The following is a 20197-nucleotide window of genomic DNA, read 5'->3' as shown; positions in this document are numbered from 1 at the left end:
ATATACACAATCAGTACTGTTTTCCAAAACGGACGGTCGGCCGGAGACACGACAAACACCTCCGTGCTGACGGTCTGGACAGCGGACGATCCGGTCCGTCAGTAACGTGTTGACGTAGCTGAACGAACGCCACTGCGTGACGAGTCGGTGGTGAGTGCAGATATCATATCTCACGAGTCGTGAAGTACGATGAGCCGTACTGTTGAGATATGTCCTCCGGCGAGGTGTCGGACGAGAGTAGCCTCACGGAGGGGAGTCTCGTTCGGCCGATGTTCAAGCTGGCCTGGCCGCTCGTGGTCATCCAGCTGTTGCAGGTCGCCTACAACGTCGGCGACACGTTCTGGCTCGGGGCGCTTTCGCCCGACGCCGTCGGTGCGGTGAGTCTCGCCTTTCCGCTGCTCTTTTTAGTGATCGCGGTCGGGGCCGGTTTCACGACCGCCGGCTCGATTTTGCTCGCCCAGCACACAGGGGCTGAAAGTGGCAAAGGTGGTCTCATCGCCGGGCAGACGATCTCGTTTATTTCGCTGATCGCGATCGTCCTCGGTATCGTCGGGTACTTTGCGACAGATCCGATGCTCGAACTCCTCCCTGCCGACAGCGACACGCAGACTGCGATCCTCCCACTAGCTGGCGACTATCTGCGGATCTTCTTCCTCGGGGTTCCCTTCGTGTTCGGTTTTTTCGTCTTCGCTGCGCTCATGCGGGGGTACGGCAACACCCGTGCACCGATGCGGGTGATGGTCATCAGCGTCGTCGTCAATCTCGTGCTCGATCCACTGCTGATTTTCGGTGTCGGGCCGCTGCCTCGCCTCGAGATCGAAGGTGCTGCCGTCGCGACCGTCGTCTCCCGAGGCCTCGCCACGGTGATCGGCTTCTATCTGCTGTACTACACGACGACTGGCCCCACCATCGAACTGCATCATCTCCGCCCGCGACTCGAGTACGTCACCGAGATTACCAGACTCGGCGTCCCGACAGCGCTCGAGCAGTCGATGACAGCGCTGGCGCTGGTCGCAATGACAGCGATGGTCGTCACGTTCCCGCCGGCGGTCGTCGCAGCCTACGGGCTGGGTAACCGGCTGATCTCGCTTGCTTTCCTGCCCGCGATGGGGATGGGGCAAGCGACGGACTCGATCGTCGGCCAGAACTTAGGCGCTGGGCGGGCTGACCGGGCAGCGAAGGCGACGTGGCTCGCTTCGGGCGTCATTGGGGGGATCATGGCCGTCGCCGGCGCACTCGCCATTCTCTTTCCGGAGCCGTTCGTCGCGGTGTTTCTCACGGCCGAGGAAGCCGGCCGAGCCGAAACGCTCGCCTACGGCGTCACATACCTCCAGTTTGCCGCGTTCGCCTTCGTCTTCATGGGCATCATGCAGGTCATGCTCGGGGCGTTTCGGGGGGCTGGTAACACGAAGACGGCGCTCGTCTTTTCCGTGCTGGGGCTGTGGATCGTCCGCGTTCCAGTTACCTACTATCTGATCTTCGTCGCCGGCTGGGGTACCACGGGCATCTGGACGGGCGTCGTCGTGGGCGACGTCGTCGGCGCACTCGCTGCTGTCGCGTGGTTTACGCGTGGCACCTGGAAGGAGTCGCTAGTGAATGAGGCGGACGAGGACTCGAAGACAGCGCAACTGGAGGCGACAGAGTCGGACGATACCGAATCGGTCGCGGAGTGACGCGTTCGAGACTCGGTCGATCGAAATCCTGCACACCGTAAACATCGGCACATCCGCCCGTATACCCGACTCTGTGAACAGTATTGCTGCATATAAGGACACCCCATTGAATATATACACAGAACTTATTATGACCATCCATTTCACACACAGACATGTGTGAGTAATACGCATGATTCGAGGACGAGATTCAACGACCGCGTCGACCTCTTGTACGGCTACTGGAGAGGGTCTCCCATGACCACCCCAGACGGGGTTACAGTCGAGCCCACAACGGTGGGAGAGAGGATCACATAGGCGAACACGCCGAGACTACCGCTACAATACCGTTCCAAGCCATGTCCGAACCACCCGATATCCATCGTTCGTCGAATCGGACGGGAACTACCACCTCACAGCACACCCTCGAGCCGATGCGACGCAGCATCGAAGTCGAGTACTGGGTAATCGATGAGCAGGGGCGACTGACCGATCCAGGAGACCTCGTCGAGGCATCGCCGGGGGTCGAACGGGAGTTCGTCGCCCCGCTACTCGAGATCAAAACGACACCGTGTGAGACGACGGCTGAACTCCGCGACGAACTGTTCGATCGGCTCGATCGGGTTCTCCGACGGGCCGAGGAACGGGACAAGCGGCTGGTCCCACTCGCAACGCCAGTCCAGCAGGCACCGATCGAAGATCGCCCGGGTGAGCGCACGCGGATCCAGGATCGCGTCATCGGTGAGGACTTCGAGTACGTGCGACACTGCGCCGGCACGCACATTCACGTCGAACAACAGCCCGGCCGCGAGATCGACCAGTTGAACACACTCATCGCACTCGATCCCGCGCTGGCGCTGGTCAACTCCTCGCCGTACTTCGAGGGCACACGCCTGACGACCGGCGCACGATCCCAGCTCTATCGCTGGATGGCGTATGAATCCCTGCCACACCAGGGGCAGCTGTGGCCATATGTCGAAGACAGAGCGGAGTGGGCGAGACGACTCGAGCGTCGGTACAGCGAGTTCGTGACGGCGGCTATCGTCGCCGGCTGCGACCGAGACACGGTCGAGTCGTGTTTCGGGCCGGAAAGTGCGGCTTGGACGCCGGTCAAACTCCGTGAGCGGTTCTCGACCGTCGAATGGCGCTCGCCCGACACAGCCCTCCCGAGCCAGATCGTGCGGTTGGCCGATGAGATCGTCGGGGTTATCGAACACCTCGACGACGTCGAGGTACGCATCGAGGGCGAAACGGGTCGCATAACGGACGAAGCGGTCGTTCTGCCGGAGTTCGACACAGTACAGGAGTACGTCGAAGCCGGGATCCGGGACGGCCTGTCGTCGGCCGCAGTACGGTCGTATCTCGAGCGAATGGGATTCGACGTCGAGGCGTACGAGCCGCTTTCCCACGAGATCGACACCGGCGAGGAGCTGACAGCGACCGAAGCGCGACAGCTTCGACTCGAGTACGCCGAGCGCCTCGAACAGGACCTGTCGCAGGCACGATCGATGACAGCTGACTGATCGACGATGAACACGTCGCAAACACCAATGAAACAAGACGATTCATCCACACCAACAGTTCGTATTAATAACAGATGGGACAGCTGAGTCTCGCGCTGTTGAACGCGGCTCACGAGGCTGTGGATACCCGACGGAACTTTCATCGGGAACTCGATGCTGACCTCGAGGAGTTCCACTGTCCGTCCGGCGAGTTCCCCGACGACTTTCGCTACGACGGCTTCGTCGTGACCGGCTCGAGTGCGTCGGTCTACTGGGATCGCGAGTGGATCGGACGGCTGAAAACCTGGGTCGGCGATGCGGTCCAGGCCGGGGTACCCGCGCTCGGTGTCTGTTACGGTCACCAGCTCCTCGCGGACGTTCTGGGTGGGCGCGTCGAGGGGATGGGCGAGTACGAAATCGGCTATCGAACCGTCGAACAGGACGGCGAGAACCGCCTCCTCGACGGGATCGACGAGACGATGACAGTCTTTACGACACACTCGGATCACGTCATCGAAGCGCCGCCGGGAGCGACGGTGTTTGCGAAAAACGGGTACGGTATTCACGGGTTTCGGAAAGACCACGTGTTCGCCGTTCAGTTCCACCCGGAGTACGATATGCGGACTGCCAAAGCGGTCACAAAACGGAAGTCGGAACAGCTCTCGACACAGCGCATCGAAGCGGTTCTCGAGGGAATCCACGCGGAGAACTACGAGGCCGCCTGCGAGGCAAAACAGTTGTTCGACAACTTTCTTGCCTACACGGAAGCGGTTCGGGCAGAACGGGTCGGTGTGAACTGACTGCCGGTCGCGTTCGGCGGTTCGTCGTCGAACGCATCGACTTCCGCCCGCGCCTGAAGGAGATGGGCTTTCGCTCGATCCGTGTTACGCGGTCTCCGCCAGTTGCCACTTGCCGGGGCCAGCCGACTCGAGGACGTCGCGGCGTTCCATCTCGGTCAATACTTCAGGAATCCGGTCAGGCTGGGCGATCTCCATCTCGATACGGTCGACGCCGTGGAACGTGGCGAGATAGTGGCGAATCTCCTCCTGGGTGAACGTTTCCTGGTCGGCCTGGCCCATCACGCTCGAGATCAGATCGATCATGTCCTCGATGAAGTTCCACGGGTAGACGACCCACGTCCACTCCTCGAGATGTTCGCCAACGTAGTCGGGTTCGTACTCGCTGGTACCGAGCAGTTGGAGGGTTGCGGTCCGAACCTCGCCGGCGTCACGGTCGGTGACGTACTCGTAGGCGCGCTCGATCGAGCCGCCGGTGTCGGCGATGTCGTCGATGATGAGGACGTCCTTGCCTGCGACGCTGCCCTCCGGCATGGGGTAGCGAACGGTCGGCTCGTCGCTTTTCTCTGCGGCCCCGACGTAGTGTTCCATCTTCAAACTCGTCAGATCGTCGAGTCCGAGGAAGTCACAGAGACAGCGGCCCGCAAACCAGCCCCCGCGGGCGAGTGCGACGACGACGTCGGGTTCGAACGCGTCGTCGCGAACCTCGTCGCCGACGTCGCGACACAGGCCGTAAATATACTCCCAGTTGGTGATCGTGCAGTCGAAGTCGTCCGGTAGATCGGACATGGTGCTATCTACTCGAGTGAGGGGACGCGACCCTCATAAGTGGGCTGATACGGTCTGCTGTACCGTTTTACCGCCGATCGCCAGCGGCGGAGTCAGTGATCGGCGGGACGTGACGACAGCAGTCCGTATGAAACCGCGCTCAGCAACCGATCCCGTTGCTCGAGGCGACGGTGTGCCGACGTGAGACGCGCAACACAAGCACTATATGATCCAGTAATACAACCTAGTTGTTAATGGTGCAAACCCAGCTCGAAGCCGCCCGTGAGGGAACGATCACCGAGGCAATGGCACGCGTCGCCGACCGTGAGAACCGCGATCCGGAGTTTGTCCGGGAGCAGGTCGCCGACGGACAAGCCGTAATTCCAGCGAATACCCATCACGAGGCGCTTGATCCGATGATCATCGGCCGCGAGTTCGCGACGAAAGTCAACGCGAACATCGGTAACAGCGAGACGACCAGCAACCTCGAGGAAGAACTCGAGAAACTTCACACGGCGGTCCACTACGGTGCGGATACGGTGATGGATCTCGGCACCGGCAGCGATCTCGACGACATTCGCGAGACCCACATCGAACACTCGCCGGTGCCGATCGGAACGGTGCCGCTGTACGAGGCCGTCAAGCAGGCGGGGAGTCCCGAGGATATCACGACTGATCTGTTGCTCGAGATCATCGAAAAGCAAGCCGAGCAGGGCGTCGACTACATGACCATCCACGCGGGGATTCTGGCGGAACACCTGCCGTTGACCGACGGTCGGAAGACGGGCATCGTCTCCCGTGGCGGTTCGATCATGGCGACGTGGATGGAAGCCCACGGCGAGCAGAATCCGCTGTTCCAGGTCTACGACGAGCTCTGCAGGATATTCGCCGCCCACGACGTCACGTTCAGTCTCGGCGACAGCCTGCGGCCGGGCTCGTTGGCCGACGCCTGCGACGAGGCCCAGCACGCCGAACTCGACACGCTCGGCGAGTTGACCCGGCGCGCCTGGGCCCACGACGTGCAGGTGATGGTCGAAGGACCGGGCCACGTCCCGATGGACAAGGTCGCCGAGACCGTCGAACGCCAGCAGGAGGTCTGTGACGGCGCGCCCTTCTATGTACTCGGCCCGCTGGTGACCGATATTGCGCCCGGCTACGACCACATCACGAGCGCCATCGGTGCCGCAATGGCGGCCCAGGCTGGCGCGGCGATGCTGTGTTATGTCACCCCGAAAGAACATCTCGGCCTCCCTGACGAGGACGACGTCCGCGACGGACTCGTCGCCTACCGGATCGCCGCCCACGCAGGCGACGTGGGGAGCGGTCGTCCCGGCGCTCGAGACTGGGACGACGCCCTCTCCGAGGCCCGCTATGCGTTCGACTGGCGCGAGCAGTTCCGACTCGCGCTCGATCCCGACCGCGCCCGCGAGTATCACGACCAGACGCTGCCCGAAGACAACTACAAAGACGCCCGTTTCTGCTCAATGTGTGGCGTCGAGTTCTGCTCGATGCGGATCGACCAGGACGCTCGCGACCGCGCGGACGGCGAGATGGACCGACTCGAGTCGACGACCAACCTCGAGGCCTCGCCCGCTGCGGCGGTCAACCTCCCGCCGGTCGGAACCCACGACACCGGCGATCGGCCGTCGCTCGAGGACGACGGTCGCGAGCAGGTGACTGAGACGACGGGTGACGACTGAGACAGTCTGCTGTACCGAGGTACACACCGATCGCACAGAGCTGTTGGGCGATCAGGTGTGCAGTGGCGTTCAGCGGCTATTGTGCCGTTTGGGGTGGTGAGCTATCGGCGAACGCGTGGTTCGGACCACGTCCATCGGGCCGTGTTCTCTATCAGTTCGTGTGAACGCAGTCCCGGATTCTTATAGGATATCGTGATAGTCACCACCATCTATGGCTCCTCTTCGACGACGCACCGCACTGACGGCGATCTCGACGACGACAGCGGCGGCACTGGCTGGCTGCACTGACCTACTCTCCAGCGACACCGACGAGGAGGGCGAGGACGTCGACACGGACAAACTCGAGGACGCGGCGGCCACGTTCGTCGACGACCTCGCGAACGGCCGCTTCGAGGACATTCGCGAGCAGTTCGTCCCCGAGATGAAATCGCAGTACGCCTCGCTCGGTCAACTCGAGCAGACCTGGATGGGATATACGGCCATTGGCAGCGAGTTCGAGGAGATCGTCGACACGTCGGTGACGGAACGAGAGGGGACGTACACGGCCCGCGTCTCGATGGCGTTCGAACGCGGCGACCACGACCTCCTCCTCGCGATGAACGAGGAGTACCAGTACGGGGAGTACATACCCGGCGACGAGTATGAACGGCCAGCGTACGTCGATCCAGACGCCGTCTCCGAGACGGAGGTAACGCTCGAGACCGAGATGGACGGCTGCTCACTGTCGGGGCTCGTTACGACGCCGGCCGACGCCGAGGGCGAGGTTCCGGGCGTCGTCCTCGTCCACGACGCCGGTCGGGTCACGATGGACAGCGAGACGAGAGCGACGCAGCTGTTCAGAGACCTCGCGGAGGGCCTTGCGACGCGGGATATCGCGACCGTTCGGTACAATAAACGGACCCTCGAGTGTGAGCTTGAGGACGACGAGTACGGCATCGACAACGTCGCCGTCGACGACGCGCTCGCCGCGGCCGACGAACTCCGGGACGTCGACGGCGTCGACGCGGATCGGCTCGTCGTCGTCGGCCACGGTCTCGGTGGATTGGCAGCGCCCAGAATCGCAGACCGAGACGGCGGCCTCGCCGGCGTCATCGGCTTGGCCGCGCCGGCACGGTCGTTCGCCGAGGTCGTCCTCGAGCAGGCCGAACACCAGGCGACGGTCGGCGACTACGAGTGGGAGACGCGAGCGGAGCGCGTCGACGAGTGGAGCGACCAGATCGACCGGATCACCGAGGGCGAGTACGACGCCGACGACCTCCTCGTCGGCTACTACGGCTCGCTGTGGAACAGCCTCGCAGAGTACGATCAGGTCGCGGTCGCCAGTAGCCTCGAGGTTCCCACGTACTTCTTACAGGGCGACCGCGACACGCGAGCCACCGTCGAAGACGACCTCGAGCGCTGGGCGTCCGAACTCGAGGGGGACTCGAGCGTCGAGGTCTACGACGGCCTCAACCACGCGTTCATGCCTGGCGAGGGGCCGGTGGTCCCCTTCGAGTACGACCTTCAGAACAACGCCGACGAGCGCGTCGTCGACGATATCGTGGCGTGGATTGACGAGCTGTGAGCCGCCTGTCGGTTCGAGGGAGTCGACGACCGAGGATTGATACGTCACTCGGCCGACCGATGGCGTATGAAGACGACTCGAGTCTTGCAGGTCGACGCGTTCACCGACGAACCGCTAACCGGAAACCCGGCGGGTGTCGTCCCCAACGCAGACGGCCTCTCGGAGTCACAGATGCAGTCGATCGCCGCCGAGATGGGCGTTAGCGAAACGGCGTTCGTGCGCTCGAGCGAGCGCGCCGACCGGCGGATTCGCTACTTCACACCGACCCAGGAGGTCGATCTCTGTGGACACGCGACCATCGGTTCGTTTGCACATCTCCACGACGAGGGGCTCGAACCGGGCAGTTCGACGCTCGAGACGAACGTCGGCGACCTCGAGATCGACCTCGAGGACGACGGCACGGTCTGGATGACACAGGATCGCCCGCAGGTGCGCGAGGTCGACGTCGGCTACGACCGCGTTGCCGATGCGCTTGGTGTCGATCAGGCTGCGCTCGAAGGCGCAAGCGACGATATTCCGCTGGCAGTGGCTTCGACCGGACTCCCGTTTCTAATCGCCCCGATCACGTATCTCTCCGATGTCGGGACTGCCGACCCGGAGGTGACGGCAGTCGAAGCGCTGACCGACGCGCTCGACGTGACCGGCATCTATCTGTTCACGTTCGACGCCCTCGAGCGAGAGTCGACGCTACACGGGCGGATGTTCGCACCCGGAGCCGGCGTACCCGAAGATCCAGTTACCGGAACCGCAAGCGGTGCCGTCGGTGCGTATCTCGATCACTTCGGCGCGTTCGACGACGATTTCCCAGACGAACTCCGTCTCGAGCAGGGCCACTACGTCGACCGACCGGGACTGGTTCGCGTTCGCGTCGACGGTGATGTCCAGATCGGCGGTCGAGGTGTGACCGTTCTCGACGGCTCGCTCGTCGTTCCCGCAGACGACGAGGAGGAGATTATCGAGGCCTGATACGGACTGCTGTCCGTCAGTGCCGGCGCAGTCGCGAACCCGCGTTCGGTCGCGCCGGGACACAGGGACAGCAGACCGTCTGAGCCGGAGTCGGATCGATTTCACAGGCGCTCGAGGCGAATGCCCCGGGGCTTAATACCGAGGCGATTCACTCGAGTAAGTCAGTGTCGGTCCCGTCGACAGTAGACTCGCCGCCAGCGGGAGAGTCAGTACTGTCGCTGTGTTATCGACGGTTCGGCGAACGGATAGACTGCGCAGAACGGATCCGACGTCACCACTGTCAGAGCTGTTGTGTTCCGTCCATCTCCTCGAGCGCGGTCAGTGCCGCTTTCAGGACCTTCCGTTCACTCCGCCGTAAGTTCATGGAGACGGCCGTCTTCGAAATATCGAAGTGAGTCGCCAGTTCGTCGAGTGTTGTCTCGCGTGGGGTCTCATAGTAGCCGTTCCGGGACGCAGCTTCGAACGTCTCGCGTTCGGTCTCGGTGAGTGACCGACAGCCCTCGAGCAGCCGAAGCGCGCTGTCGGAGTTTTCGAGCAGGTCAAACAGCGCCGTCGGGCCGACCTGGTCGCGATCTTCGACAGTGAACTCGTTGTGGCGCTCGAGTTCGGCGAGTGCGTGATCTTCGTCGCGGTCATCATCGAAGCCGACGTGCCAGTGTTCCCGGCCGTCCTCGATCCGGAACGGGCCGGTGATGTAGCCACCGTTTTGCTGGATCGTCCGCATCGCGTTCGTCTCTTCGATCGTCGTTCCGATTTCGGCGACGTTGTCACGCTTCGAGAGGATGTAACACTCTCGCATGTTCGGGTGGTCGCGAAGTTCGTGGAGCCCTGCTTCAAGCGTGCCTGTCGACGAGCCTTTCGCGATCAGCCGTGTCTCGAGTCGCTTATCATCGGTATCGAGTTGCCACTGGACGGCCGAGAAGGCGATATCGACGTCGTCGGTCGTATCGATAAACGGACAGTCGTACTGCCGCATGTCGATATCGAGATCGATCATACTAGCTATCAAGACACATACAAGGTATTAATACTTGCTACTAATTATGGCGTTATCGGCTGAGAGACACTATCGGAAACGTTGATTCGGAAATTTGTGAGCGATGGAATTTTAAATCAGCTAAAAGGAGTGTCCCCGACTGGAGACGCATCCGAGGACCGATTCTGCCCCATCCTCGGGGCTCCGTTTGATATGTTAACGGCTGTGTTTTAGCATGGTTCGGGAGAACGTACAGCCAGTACACGACATGTCTGAAACAGCAGTTGCACCACCAACAGTGACGCGCGAGGACATTCAGTCGATTGACGACGACTCGTTTACCGATCGAAACGTCTGTCTCGTAACGGGGGCTGGCTCGGGAATCGGCCGGGCGACCGCACTCGCCGCCGCCGGCAACGGACTCACCGTCGCGGCGACCGATATCGACGCCGAGGGCCTCGAGGGGACGATCGACCGCGGCGAAGAACTCGACCTCGAGGGGTCGATTACGTCGATCGTCGGCGATCTGACCAGCGATGACGATCTCGAGCGGATCGTCGAGGAGGCAGCGCAGTTGGGCGATCTCAAGTATCTTGCAAACATCGCCGGGATGCAACACATCGACTCGATCGAAGCGTTCCCGATGGACACCTACGATCGTATGCACCAGATCATGCTTCGGGCGCCGCTGTATCTCTCGAAGCTCTGTATTCCACACTTTCGGGAGACTGCGGACGGACAGGGCTGCGTGGGGAACATGGGCTCGATCCACGGCCACTACGTGACCAGCGACAAGGTTGGCTACAACGTCTCGAAGTTCGGACTGCGGGGGCTCACCCAGTCGATCGCGGCCGAAGGCGAGGGCGAGATCCGCGCGTACTCGGTCAGTACCGGCTACGTGAAGACGCCGCTGGTGATGAACCAGCTCGAGGACACCGCCGAACAGCGTGGCATCTCCGTCGACGAGGTGATCGAAGACGTCATGCTTGGTCAATCCCGCGTCACGGAGATGATGGAGCCGATCGACGTCGCCAATCTCTTCCTGTTCGGCTTTTCTGATCTCGGCCGACATCTCGACGGCGGGGACCTGTTGTTTGATGGGGGCATGACTCTAACCTACGAGTGACAATGACTGAGAACACAACCGATCCAAGTCTCGAGGATGTCGACGAGATCGTTCACGAACCCAGCGAGGCGTTCGTCGAATCGACCAACGTCGCCGCGTTCATGGAGACGTATGGGATCGACAGCTACGACCAACTCATCGAACGCACGACGACCGATCTCGAGGGCGTCGAGGACTCAGGCATCGACTGGTTCTGGGACGAACTCGTCGACTATCTCGGTATCGAGTTCTACGAGGAGTACGACACGGTGCGAGACGACAGCGAGGGGCCCCAGTTCACCGACTGGTATCCTGGCGGCGAACTCAACGTCGCCCACAACGTCGTCGATCGCCACGCCGCCCTTGACAACGAGCGACGAAACAAGGTCGCCACCATCTGGGAGGGCGAAAACGGCGAGATCCGAGAGATAACCTACCACGAACTCCACCGCCAGTCGAATCAGGTCGCAAACGCCCTCGAGGAACGCGGCATCGAGACGGGCGATACGGTCGGCCTCTACATGCCGATGGTGCCCGAGGTCGTCTCGATTCTCTACGGCTGTTTCAAAGTCGGCGCGATCGCCGTGCCCATCTTCTCGGGCTTCGGCGTCGACGCGGCCGCGACCCGGATCTCGGATTCGGAGTGTTCGGTGCTCTTTACGGGCGACGGCTTTTATCGCCGCGGCAGCCCGGTCTATCTCAAGGGCGCTGCTGACGAGGCGATCGAGGAAGCCGGCTACGTCGAGGAGACGATCGTTTTCGACAGGCTTGGCGCGAGCGACGCTAGCTCGGGACACGACGTTCCGTGGGACGACGACCGCGACAAGTGGTGGGCCGACGCCGTCGAATCCCAGGACGACGACTACGAGAGCAAATCGCTCGACTCGAGTCAGGAGTCGATGCTGCTGTACTCGTCGGGCACCACGGGCAAACCCAAAGGCATCGTCCACACCCATGCAGGCGTGCAGATGCAGTGTGCTAAAGAGCTGCATTTCGGCTTCGATCTCAAGCCGTCGGATCGGTTCTTCTGGGTCTCCGACATCGGCTGGATGATGGGGCCGTGGACGCTCATCGGCACGCACAGCTTCGGCGGCACGGTCTTCATGTACGAGGGCGCACCCGACCACCCCGAGCCGGATCGATTCTGGGAGATCATCGACCGCCACAAGCTCACTCAGTTCGGCATCTCGCCGACCGCGATTCGAGCGCTGCGAAAACACGGCGACGACTGGCTCGAGGGACACGACCTCTCCTCGCTGCGTCTACTCGGCTCGACAGGCGAGCCGTGGGACCCCGAATCGTGGCAGTGGTTCTACGAGAACGTCGGTGGCAGCGAGGCACCGATCATCAACATCTCCGGCGGCACTGAGATCTGTGGCTGTTTCCTGATGCCGATGCCGACCGAGCCGCTGAAACCCTGTACGCTCGGCGGCCCCGGTCTCGGCATGGACATCGACATCGTCGACGCGACGGGCGAATCCGTCAGAGAAGACCACGAACGCGGCTACCTCGTCGCACGCGACTCCTGTCCCTCGATGACCAAGTCGCTGTGGTCGGGCGACGAGCGTTACCTCGATGAGTACTGGTCGCGGTTCGAGGACATGTGGAATCACGGTGACTGGGCCCAAAAGGACGACGACGGCTTCTGGTTCCTCCACGGTCGGGCCGACGACGCGCTGAACGTGGCAGGCCGGAAAGTCGGCCCGGCGGAGGTCGAAGGCGCACTCATCGACCACGAGTCGGTCAATCAGGCCGCCGCGATCGGGGCTCCCGACGACACCACCGGCACTGCTGTCGTCACCTACGTCGTCCTCGAGGACGGCGTCGAGGAAACGGACGACCTCCGTGGGGAACTGCGCGCACAGGTCGGCGAGGAACTCGGAAAGCCGTTCCGGCCGCGTGAAGTGCTGTTCGTCGACGAGTTCCCCAAAACCCAGTCGGGCAAGATTATCCGCCGAGCCATCGAGGCCACGTATACGGGCGAGGACCTCGGCGACATGAGCAGTATCGAGAACCCCGACGCCCTCGAGAACCTCGAGGACGCGAGGTAGGCGACTCGAAGTGCGATTGTGGTACTCGGCCCCTGATAGCTGGTACCTGGCCACACGCCGCGATCGATCCCGAGCAATTCAAAGCCCTGCTCGGGTAGCTAGGGATATGACCGACGACGAGTCCCACGACCACGTCGTCCCGGGCAGCGACGAGGCGCTGTCGACGGACGACGTTCGTGGCTACGACTTCCGCGGTGAGTTCGATTTCGGCGAGTTACTCGAGTCCTACGCGACGACTGGCTTTCAGGCCACACAGCTCGCGGAGGCGATCGATATCGCCGAGCGAATGCAAGACGAGGACGCGACGATCTACCTGACGTGCACCTCGAACATCATCTCCTCGGGGCTGCGCGAGGTCGTCGCCGCGCTCATCCGGAAGGGGTACGTCGACGTGTTGATCACCACCTCCGGCTCGCTGACCGAGGACGTCATCAAAACGGAAAAACCGTTCAAGATGGGCGAGTGGGATGCAGACGAGGCCGAACTCCGCGAACGCGGCATCAACCGCCTCGGGAACATCTTCGTCCCCTCCGACCGGTACGTCTGGCTCGAGGAGTACCTCTATGACTTCTTCGACGACTTCTTCGCGGAGGAGAAGGTCCGAACGCCGACGGCGTTCGCCCGCGAACTCGGCGAGACCCTCGACGACGAGGATTCGGTCCTGAAACAGGCCGCAGACAACGACGTGCCGGTGTACTGTCCGGCGCTGACCGACGCCGAAGTCGGGAACTTCCTCTACTACTACCGACAGGGGTACGACTCGGAGGTCGGCATCGAGATCTTAGACGACTACGACTCGCTGATCGAGGACGGCCTGCTCTCCGATACGACCGGCCTCATCGCCGTCGGCGGCGGCGTCCCGAAACATCACGCAATCATGACGAACCTCTTCCGTGGCGGCGCGGACTACGTCGTCTACATTTCGACGGGGATGGAAGGCGACGGCTCGCTGTCGGGTGCCCCGCCGAACGAGGCCGTCTCGTGGGGCAAGATCAAGGAAGCCGAGACGAACTACACCCAGATCGAAGCGGAGGCGACGCTGGTCTTCCCGCTGCTTGTGGCCGCTGCGTTTAACTGACGCCGCTTGAGCCACTCGAAGACGCGATAGGCGGCGAGAAGCGACCAGGTCGGCGTCCTGTCGCCGAATCGGTCTCTCCCATCGGCGTGAAAAATCGTTATGTTCTAAGCACGCGTTTGCGTACTTGATTCAGGCCGCCTCGCATCGAGTTGGCACTTTTCATGCCGCCGCGTGACGACCCGAAATCACCACGGTGAGAGCACATGGCAACAACAGCACGGAAACAACCGGAAGCAGCTCGAGCCATCGACCTCGACCAGTTCGAAGGGGCCGATGTGAATCAAGAAGGCGACGAACGCGCCGAGCTACGCGCATACTTCCCGCTGACGCCCGGGATGCCAAACGGGACCGACGCCGGCGCGGAAGAATCGATGCTCGTCTGTATCGAACTCGAACCTGGCAACCATCTCCCCAGCCACCGGGATAGCCACGAGGAACTCCTCGTGGCGACGGCCGGAGAACTCGAGGCGACGATCGGCGACGAGACGATCTCTCTCGAGGCGGGCCAGTGTGCGGTCGTCCCCGAGATGGAACCGCACGGACTCGCGAACGTCGGCGAGGAAACGGCTCATGTCATCGGGTTCTTCCCGAACACAGCACTGACTGCAACGTTCGAGGAGCCACTCGAGCCGTTCGGAACGGCGGAGATGACAATCGAACCCGCTGCGGCCGACGAACCACGAGACGAGTAGCGAGTGGGCCGTTCACCCGCCGACCGATCCCGTTTTTATTCGACGCTATCGACGACCGTCAGCGAAGCCGCGAGCGCGGATCGAGCACTTCGACCGGATGGGACGCGTCGCGCTCGAGCAAGTCCTCGAGTTGGTCCTCACACGAGGTGCCGCTGGCGACGACCAGTCGGTTCTTCGCCTCGGGTGCGCTGAACTGCTCGGCGAGTCGGTCGCCGACGTCCATGCTCAGCTCGTAGTACTCCTGTTTATATCCGAACGAGCCGGCCATCCCACAGCACTCGACATCGCTCTCGAGAACGTCGTAGTTGAGGGCTTCGAAGACGGCCCGCGTGTAGCGATCGACGCCCATCGTCCGCTGCTGGCAGTGGGAGTGGTAGGCGATCGCCGGCCCGCCGTCGCCGGTTCGCAGTCGGGCCCCGTTGGCTCCGTTCTCGAGGCAGCCGTAGACGTACTCGATGACCTCGTAGCTGCCCGCACGGAGGCGCTCGAACGAGGCCTCGGGGAGGAGCTTCTCGTACTCGCGGTGGAACATCGCCAGATCGCTCGGCTCGATGACGACGATATCGCGGCCGGCATCGAGGTGTTCGGCCAGCGCGGCGTAGACGCGACTTGCCTTCGCGTCGGCGGTCGCGATCATCCCCTGTGAGAGCGGTGCGCGGCCGCTTTCGCTGACCGCTGGAATCCGGACGTGGACGTCCATGGCCTCGAGGACGCGGACGGCGGCCTTCCCGCGGTCGACGTCGATGTAGTTCGTGTAGGTGTCGGGGTAGAGGACGGCTTCGCGTTCGGCGTCGGCGGCGGACACGCGCGGGCCGCGCGCCTCGAACCAGTCGACGAGCGTCTCGCGTTCGAACGCGGGTAGCGCGCGACGACGGTCGATGCCGGCGGTTCGCTCGAGGAGGGATCTGACGGGCTCAAGGCCGGCGGTCCAGTTCGAAAGCGGCGCGGTCGCCGAGCCCAGTTTCGCCAGCGTCTCGTAGTTGCCAAAGAGCCGTTTCTGGAGGTCAATGGTTCCCGTCGCTTCTTCGTCGGGAACCAGTTCGTCGTAGACGAACTCGAAGCGACCATCGTCGCCCTCGCGGTTGATGCGGTCCCTGACGACGGTGTTGATCCACGGGATATCGATCTCGACTGGACAGGCCTCGACACACCGCGAACAGCCCGTACAGAGGTCGTTGAACTCGGCAGCGCTCTCCTGGCTGTGGACGCCGGCTTCCCAGCCGGTCGCGATCCCACCCGTATAGGTCTCGCCGCCGAAGGCGTGGCCGCCGACGGACTGGAAGTTTCCACAGGTGTTCGCACACGCCGAACACCGGATGCAGTACAGCGTCTCCTTGAGTTGGTCGTCCTCGCGCATCGCCATGCGGCCGTTGTCGATCAACACGAGGTGAAAGTCGCGGTCATCGTCACGGTCGGCGAAGGCGACGTCGGGGTCGTCGGGATCGACGACCGGCGAGTCGACCGGCGGCGTCAGCAACGAAATGTAGGAGGTGATGTCCTGGCCCGTTCCCGAGCGGCCGATCAGTTCGATAAACGGCGAGAGGTCTTCGACGGATGGGACGATCTTCTCGACGCCCGCGACCGCGACGTGCGTATCGGGGACGACAGCCGACTTTCGAGCGTTACCCTCGCTCGTCACGAGCATGAGCGAGCCCGAGTCGGCCGTGATGAAGTTCGCGCCGGTCATGCCGATGTCGGCGTCGGCGATCAGTTCGCCGAGCCGGTCGCGAGCGAACATCGTCAGCTCTTCGGCAGTCTCGAGTGGTTCCTCGGGGTCGAACTGCTCGTTGAACAGCCGAGCGATCTCGTCTTTGGATTTGTGAATCGCCGGCGCGACGATATGGGAGGGCGCTTCGTCTGCGACCTGCAGGACCCACTCACCGAGGTCGGTCTCGACGACGTCGACGCCGTCGGCCTCGAGGGCCTCGTTGACCTCGAGTTCCTCGCTGGTCATCGACTTCGATTTGACGAGTCGCTCGGCCTCTTTCTCGCTGGCGACCTCGCGGATGTATCGGTTGGCGTCGGCGGCGTCGTCGGCGAGATACACCGTGCCGCCGTTTGCTTCGACAGTCTCGGTCAGCTCGTCGATCAGCGCCGGCAGTCGCTCGATGGCGTCTTCTTTGATCGCACGGGCCTCGCTTTTCAACCCCTCGTAATCCTCGAGGTCGGCGACCGACTCGTAGCGACCGTCGTTGAACCCGAGCGTGTTCGCCTCGACGGCGTCGCCTTCCGTCTCGAGGAGATGACGGATGTGGTCGGCCTTCTGTTCGCGTGCGTTCCCGCTCATTCGTCATCACCGCCGTTCTCGAGGACGAGAACGTGGACGTCTTTCGGGCCGTGAGCACCCTTGACGAGTGCGCCCATATCGGCGGTCGCGCTCGGGCCAGTCGCGACGATGGCGCTCCCGCCATCGCGGAGTTGGGGACCGAGCCGTTCGATCGCCGTCGACATATCCGCGACGAGATCCGCCTCCCGGAGCACGGGGACGTGGAGGTCCGGAAAGAGACTCACCTGCTCGCTGCCGTCGGGCGTCGACGGCAACACGACGCTGCCGTAGTCCGCGATTCCCAGCGAGGCCGCGGTAACACTCGTCGTCGCCGCCTCGAGCGTCGACGGGGTTGGTTCGTCGTCGACCCACGACGGTACCGACACGCCCTCGAAGGGCAGTGGCGTTCCGACGACGGGGTCGGAAACGATCGTCTCGAGTGTCGACTCGAACGCTTCCGGAGTCGTCCTGGTTACAGGGACGTCGAGATCGGCAAGGGATGCTTCGAACCGGTTTCGGATCGAACCTGTCTCGGCGCTCATGAGACGATTCTTCGACCGTGCCTATTTGATTGTTCTGTTCGTTCACGCTGGTCGGCTGACACGCCGTGGACGGAAGCAGAACATGCCGCCGCTTTCAGCCGATATCGGATACGAAAGAGCCACTCTCAGAACCTATTCGTGGCCTAACAGGTACGCCGTCAATCTATGTGTCTTGGAAGCGCGCACCAACCGTCGTAGCCATCACAGTTGTCTGTACTGGCCTCTTCACACATGTATACTTTCCTATGCACACGTGTATACAGGTCATCGTCGGTTCTCTCGCTACCCTCCAAATCGTGGGTGGCGGTGAGTATCCGATCGGAGACACTGTACAAAGTAATTCAATAACCAGCAGACAGAGCCGGGATACACAACTGTACAGGGCAGATAAGCCGCCAACCGAACGCCCCTCATCGCATCTGTTTCCGCTCAGTCGTGGCGCAGTCAGGCGTTTTCACTATTATTTACTAATTACGTTGGTGGAAATAGCGGAATACAGGTCTCAAACACCGGTTCTGTCGGGCGCACGACTCAAACGGTCGAAGATTATATATACTGGTTTAACAGTCCTCCCTCCATGCCAGATATAATTCCACATGGCATCGGCACTGATCGCTCGGCACTGACTCCGCGGCGGGACCGCCGAGGTGAGTTACATGGTTAGCACGCTCGACGTACTGCTCGCGGCGATACCGCTCGTACTCGCGGGCGTCTTGCTCGTCGGATTCTTGTGGCCCGCAACGCGGGCGATGCCAATCGCCTGGGTCGTCGCGGTCCTGGTCGGCTTTTTCATCTGGGGGATGCCGGTTGACTGGATCGCCGCGGCGTCGATCGTCGGTGTCATGACGGCCATCCAGATTCTCTGGATCGTCTTCGGCGCATTGTTACTCCTGTACACGCTGATGCAGGCCGGCGCGTTCGATCGCATCAACGAAGGGTTCGCGAAGATCAGCAACGACCGGCGCGTGCAGGTGATCCTGCTCGGCTTCTTCTTGGCGACGTTCATCGAGGGGGCAGCCGGGTTCGGGACGCCCGCCGCCGTCGTCGCCCCGCTGTTGCTCGCACTCGGATTCCCAGCGCTTGCGGCGGTGATCGCGGCGCTGATCGGACACATCATCGCCGTCACCTACGGCGCAGTCGGGACGCCGATCATCATCGGGATCGAGAACCCGCTCGCAACGACGGAATCGACCAATACGGCGATCACCGACGCCGGGTTTACCGTCCAGGCGTACTCGGTCGAAGTCGCGGTCTGGGCAGCGACCTACCACGCCCTCGTCGGATTCGTCATGCCGCTGTTCGCCGTCGGGATGGTCGTCTACTTCTTCGGCGATCAGGACGAGCGTAGCCTCCAGCCGGCGTGGGACGTCGCGCCGCTGGCGCTGTTCTCGGGGATCGCGTTCGTGGTCCCCTACTGGCTGTCGGCACAGATCAGTGCTGAGTTCCCCGCCCTGATGGGTGCGATGGTCGGCGGTGCAATCGTCGTCGGCGCGCTCAAAGCGGGCTACTTCGTCCCCGACGAGGAGTGGGACTTTCCGGACCGGGAGGAGTGGCCGGCCCACTGGGTTGGCACGATCGAACCCGGACAGGCAAGCGCTCCGGGCGTCGAGCAGGGGGCCGATGACGGTGCGACGACCGCCGATGGCGGGCTCGTCGCCAGTCAGATGTCGCTGTTTCGCGCCTGGACACCGTACATTCTGCTGGTCGTCTTGCTCGTCGTCACGCGAGTCGTCGATCCGCTTCCAGCGTTCTTGCAGGGAGAGGCCGTTGAGGTCGCCGGAACCACGATCACGGCCCACCAACTGCTGTTCACCACGACGTGGGAAGGGATCTTTGGAACCGGTCTCGACGGTGGCATCGACTGGGTGTACGTCCCCGGCTTCTGGCTGGTTCTCTGTGCACTGATCGCGATCCCGCTGTACGGAATGTCCGGCACACAGGTGAAAGCCGCCTGGGCTGAAGCGGGTGAGAAGCTCGTCGCACCGTTCATCGCGCTGGTGTTCGTCATCGCAATGGTGCAGGTGATGCTCCAGTCCGGTGCACACGCCGAGGGCGTCGAAAGCATGATCTTCGTCCTCGCACAGGCGACTGCAAACGCCGTCGGACCCGCCTATCCGTTCGTCGCCGCGCTCATCGGCGCGCTCGGCGCCGCGATGGCCGGCTCGAACACGGTGTCGAATATCACCTTCGGCGGGTTCCAGTTCGAGGCCGCCTCGCAGCTCGAGCTGCCGACCCAGCTCATCGTCGGCGCACAGGCCGTCGGCGGCGCGATCGGGAACCTCGTCGCGATCCACAACGTGGTTGCCGCGCTCGCGACCGTCGGCCTCGTCGGCCAGGAGGGACGTGTGATGCGGTTGAACCTGATCCCGCTCGTCTACTACGCAGTCGGGGTCGGAATCGTCGCAATGGTGTTCAGCTACGTCCTCTTCCCGGGTCTCTTCTAGGGCCCGGTTTCGAACGGTCTTTTTTTGACTGAACAGCTGCCGCAGGAACCCTGAGACTGTTTTTGCTCGAGCGTGAATCCGAGCGAGAGCTGTC

At 62.5% G+C, this 20197-nt stretch carries 15 protein-coding genes; 11 read left to right on the top strand and 4 right to left on the bottom strand.

The genetic code is table 11. From position 1 onward, the window contains the following. Positions 1-209: 209 nt before the first annotated feature. From DV706_RS15990 to DV706_RS15980, 3 genes are all read left to right on the top strand, one after another. Positions 210-1673, top strand: coding sequence for an MATE family efflux transporter (locus DV706_RS15990; RefSeq protein WP_006067903.1), 1464 nt, complete (start codon positions 210-212; stop codon positions 1671-1673). Between the two features lie 338 nt (positions 1674-2011). Further along, on the top strand, positions 2012-3175 hold the full coding sequence (locus DV706_RS15985) for a glutamate-cysteine ligase family protein (RefSeq protein ID WP_006067904.1): 1164 nt from the start codon (positions 2012-2014) through the stop codon (positions 3173-3175). A gap of 74 nt (positions 3176-3249) precedes the next feature. Then, positions 3250-3954 (top strand): type 1 glutamine amidotransferase, encoded by a 705-nt coding sequence (locus DV706_RS15980; RefSeq protein WP_006067905.1) that lies wholly within the window; start codon positions 3250-3252, stop codon positions 3952-3954. Positions 3955-4038: 84 nt separating this feature from the next. On the opposite strand, the gene DV706_RS15975 is transcribed toward DV706_RS15980, so the two are convergent. Then, positions 4039-4740: a phosphoribosyltransferase gene (locus tag DV706_RS15975; protein ID WP_006067906.1), complete on the bottom strand. Its 702-nt coding sequence runs from the start codon at positions 4738-4740 to the stop codon at positions 4039-4041. Positions 4741-4973: 233 nt separating this feature from the next. Here DV706_RS15975 and thiC point away from each other — a divergent pair, with 233 nt between their 5' ends. The 3 genes from thiC (at position 4974) to DV706_RS15960 (ending at position 8949) form a co-directional block, all read left to right on the top strand. Next, the gene (gene thiC, locus DV706_RS15970; protein ID WP_006067907.1) at positions 4974-6419 is read left to right on the top strand and encodes a phosphomethylpyrimidine synthase ThiC; all 1446 of its coding nucleotides are present in this window, start codon (positions 4974-4976) and stop codon (positions 6417-6419) included. A gap of 211 nt (positions 6420-6630) precedes the next feature. Then, on the top strand, positions 6631-7983 hold the full coding sequence (locus tag DV706_RS15965; protein ID WP_006067908.1) for an alpha/beta hydrolase: 1353 nt from the start codon (positions 6631-6633) through the stop codon (positions 7981-7983). Positions 7984-8049: 66 nt separating this feature from the next. After that, entirely contained in the window at positions 8050-8949 is a 900-nt protein-coding gene (locus DV706_RS15960; RefSeq protein ID WP_006067909.1) for a PhzF family phenazine biosynthesis protein, read from the top strand. Positions 8950-9229: 280 nt separating this feature from the next. Here DV706_RS15960 and DV706_RS15955 read toward each other — a convergent pair whose 3' ends face one another. Beyond that, positions 9230-9946, bottom strand: a complete 717-nt coding sequence (locus DV706_RS15955) for a helix-turn-helix domain-containing protein (RefSeq protein WP_006067910.1) — start codon at positions 9944-9946, stop codon at positions 9230-9232. Between the two features lie 247 nt (positions 9947-10193). On the opposite strand from DV706_RS15955, the gene DV706_RS15950 reads away from it, so the two are divergent. From DV706_RS15950 to DV706_RS15935, 4 genes are all read left to right on the top strand, one after another. Then, positions 10194-11051, top strand: coding sequence for an SDR family NAD(P)-dependent oxidoreductase (locus tag DV706_RS15950; RefSeq protein WP_006067911.1), 858 nt, complete (start codon positions 10194-10196; stop codon positions 11049-11051). Positions 11052-11053: 2 nt separating this feature from the next. Further along, positions 11054-13081, top strand: coding sequence for an AMP-binding protein (locus DV706_RS15945; protein WP_006067912.1), 2028 nt, complete (start codon positions 11054-11056; stop codon positions 13079-13081). Between the two features lie 106 nt (positions 13082-13187). Next, positions 13188-14159 carry a deoxyhypusine synthase gene (locus DV706_RS15940; protein ID WP_006067913.1) on the top strand — a complete coding sequence of 324 codons (972 nt, stop codon included), beginning with the start codon at positions 13188-13190 and terminating at the stop codon, positions 14157-14159. Between the two features lie 203 nt (positions 14160-14362). After that, positions 14363-14851 (top strand): cupin domain-containing protein, encoded by a 489-nt coding sequence (locus tag DV706_RS15935; protein ID WP_006067914.1) that lies wholly within the window; start codon positions 14363-14365, stop codon positions 14849-14851. 58 nt (positions 14852-14909) lie between these two features. Here the strand turns inward: DV706_RS15935 and DV706_RS15930 are convergent, their stop codons facing one another. Together DV706_RS15930 and DV706_RS15925 are read right to left on the bottom strand one after the other, a co-directional pair. Further along, positions 14910-17138, bottom strand: a complete 2229-nt coding sequence (locus DV706_RS15930; protein WP_006067915.1) for an LUD domain-containing protein — start codon at positions 17136-17138, stop codon at positions 14910-14912. After that, positions 17135-17659, bottom strand: coding sequence for an LUD domain-containing protein (locus tag DV706_RS15925; RefSeq protein WP_006067916.1), 525 nt, complete (start codon positions 17657-17659; stop codon positions 17135-17137). The genes DV706_RS15930 and DV706_RS15925 overlap by 4 nt, the downstream gene beginning before the upstream one ends. A gap of 656 nt (positions 17660-18315) precedes the next feature. Here DV706_RS15925 and DV706_RS15920 point away from each other — a divergent pair. Next, complete coding sequence (locus DV706_RS15920) at positions 18316-20103, top strand: L-lactate permease (protein ID WP_006067917.1); 1788 nt, start codon at positions 18316-18318, stop codon at positions 20101-20103. Positions 20104-20197: the final 94 nt, after the last annotated feature.

The organism is Natronorubrum bangense (assembly GCF_004799645.1).
Lineage (GTDB): Archaea > Halobacteriota > Halobacteria > Halobacteriales > Natrialbaceae > Natronorubrum > Natronorubrum bangense.
This window is presented reverse-complemented; position numbering and strand designations above follow the sequence as displayed.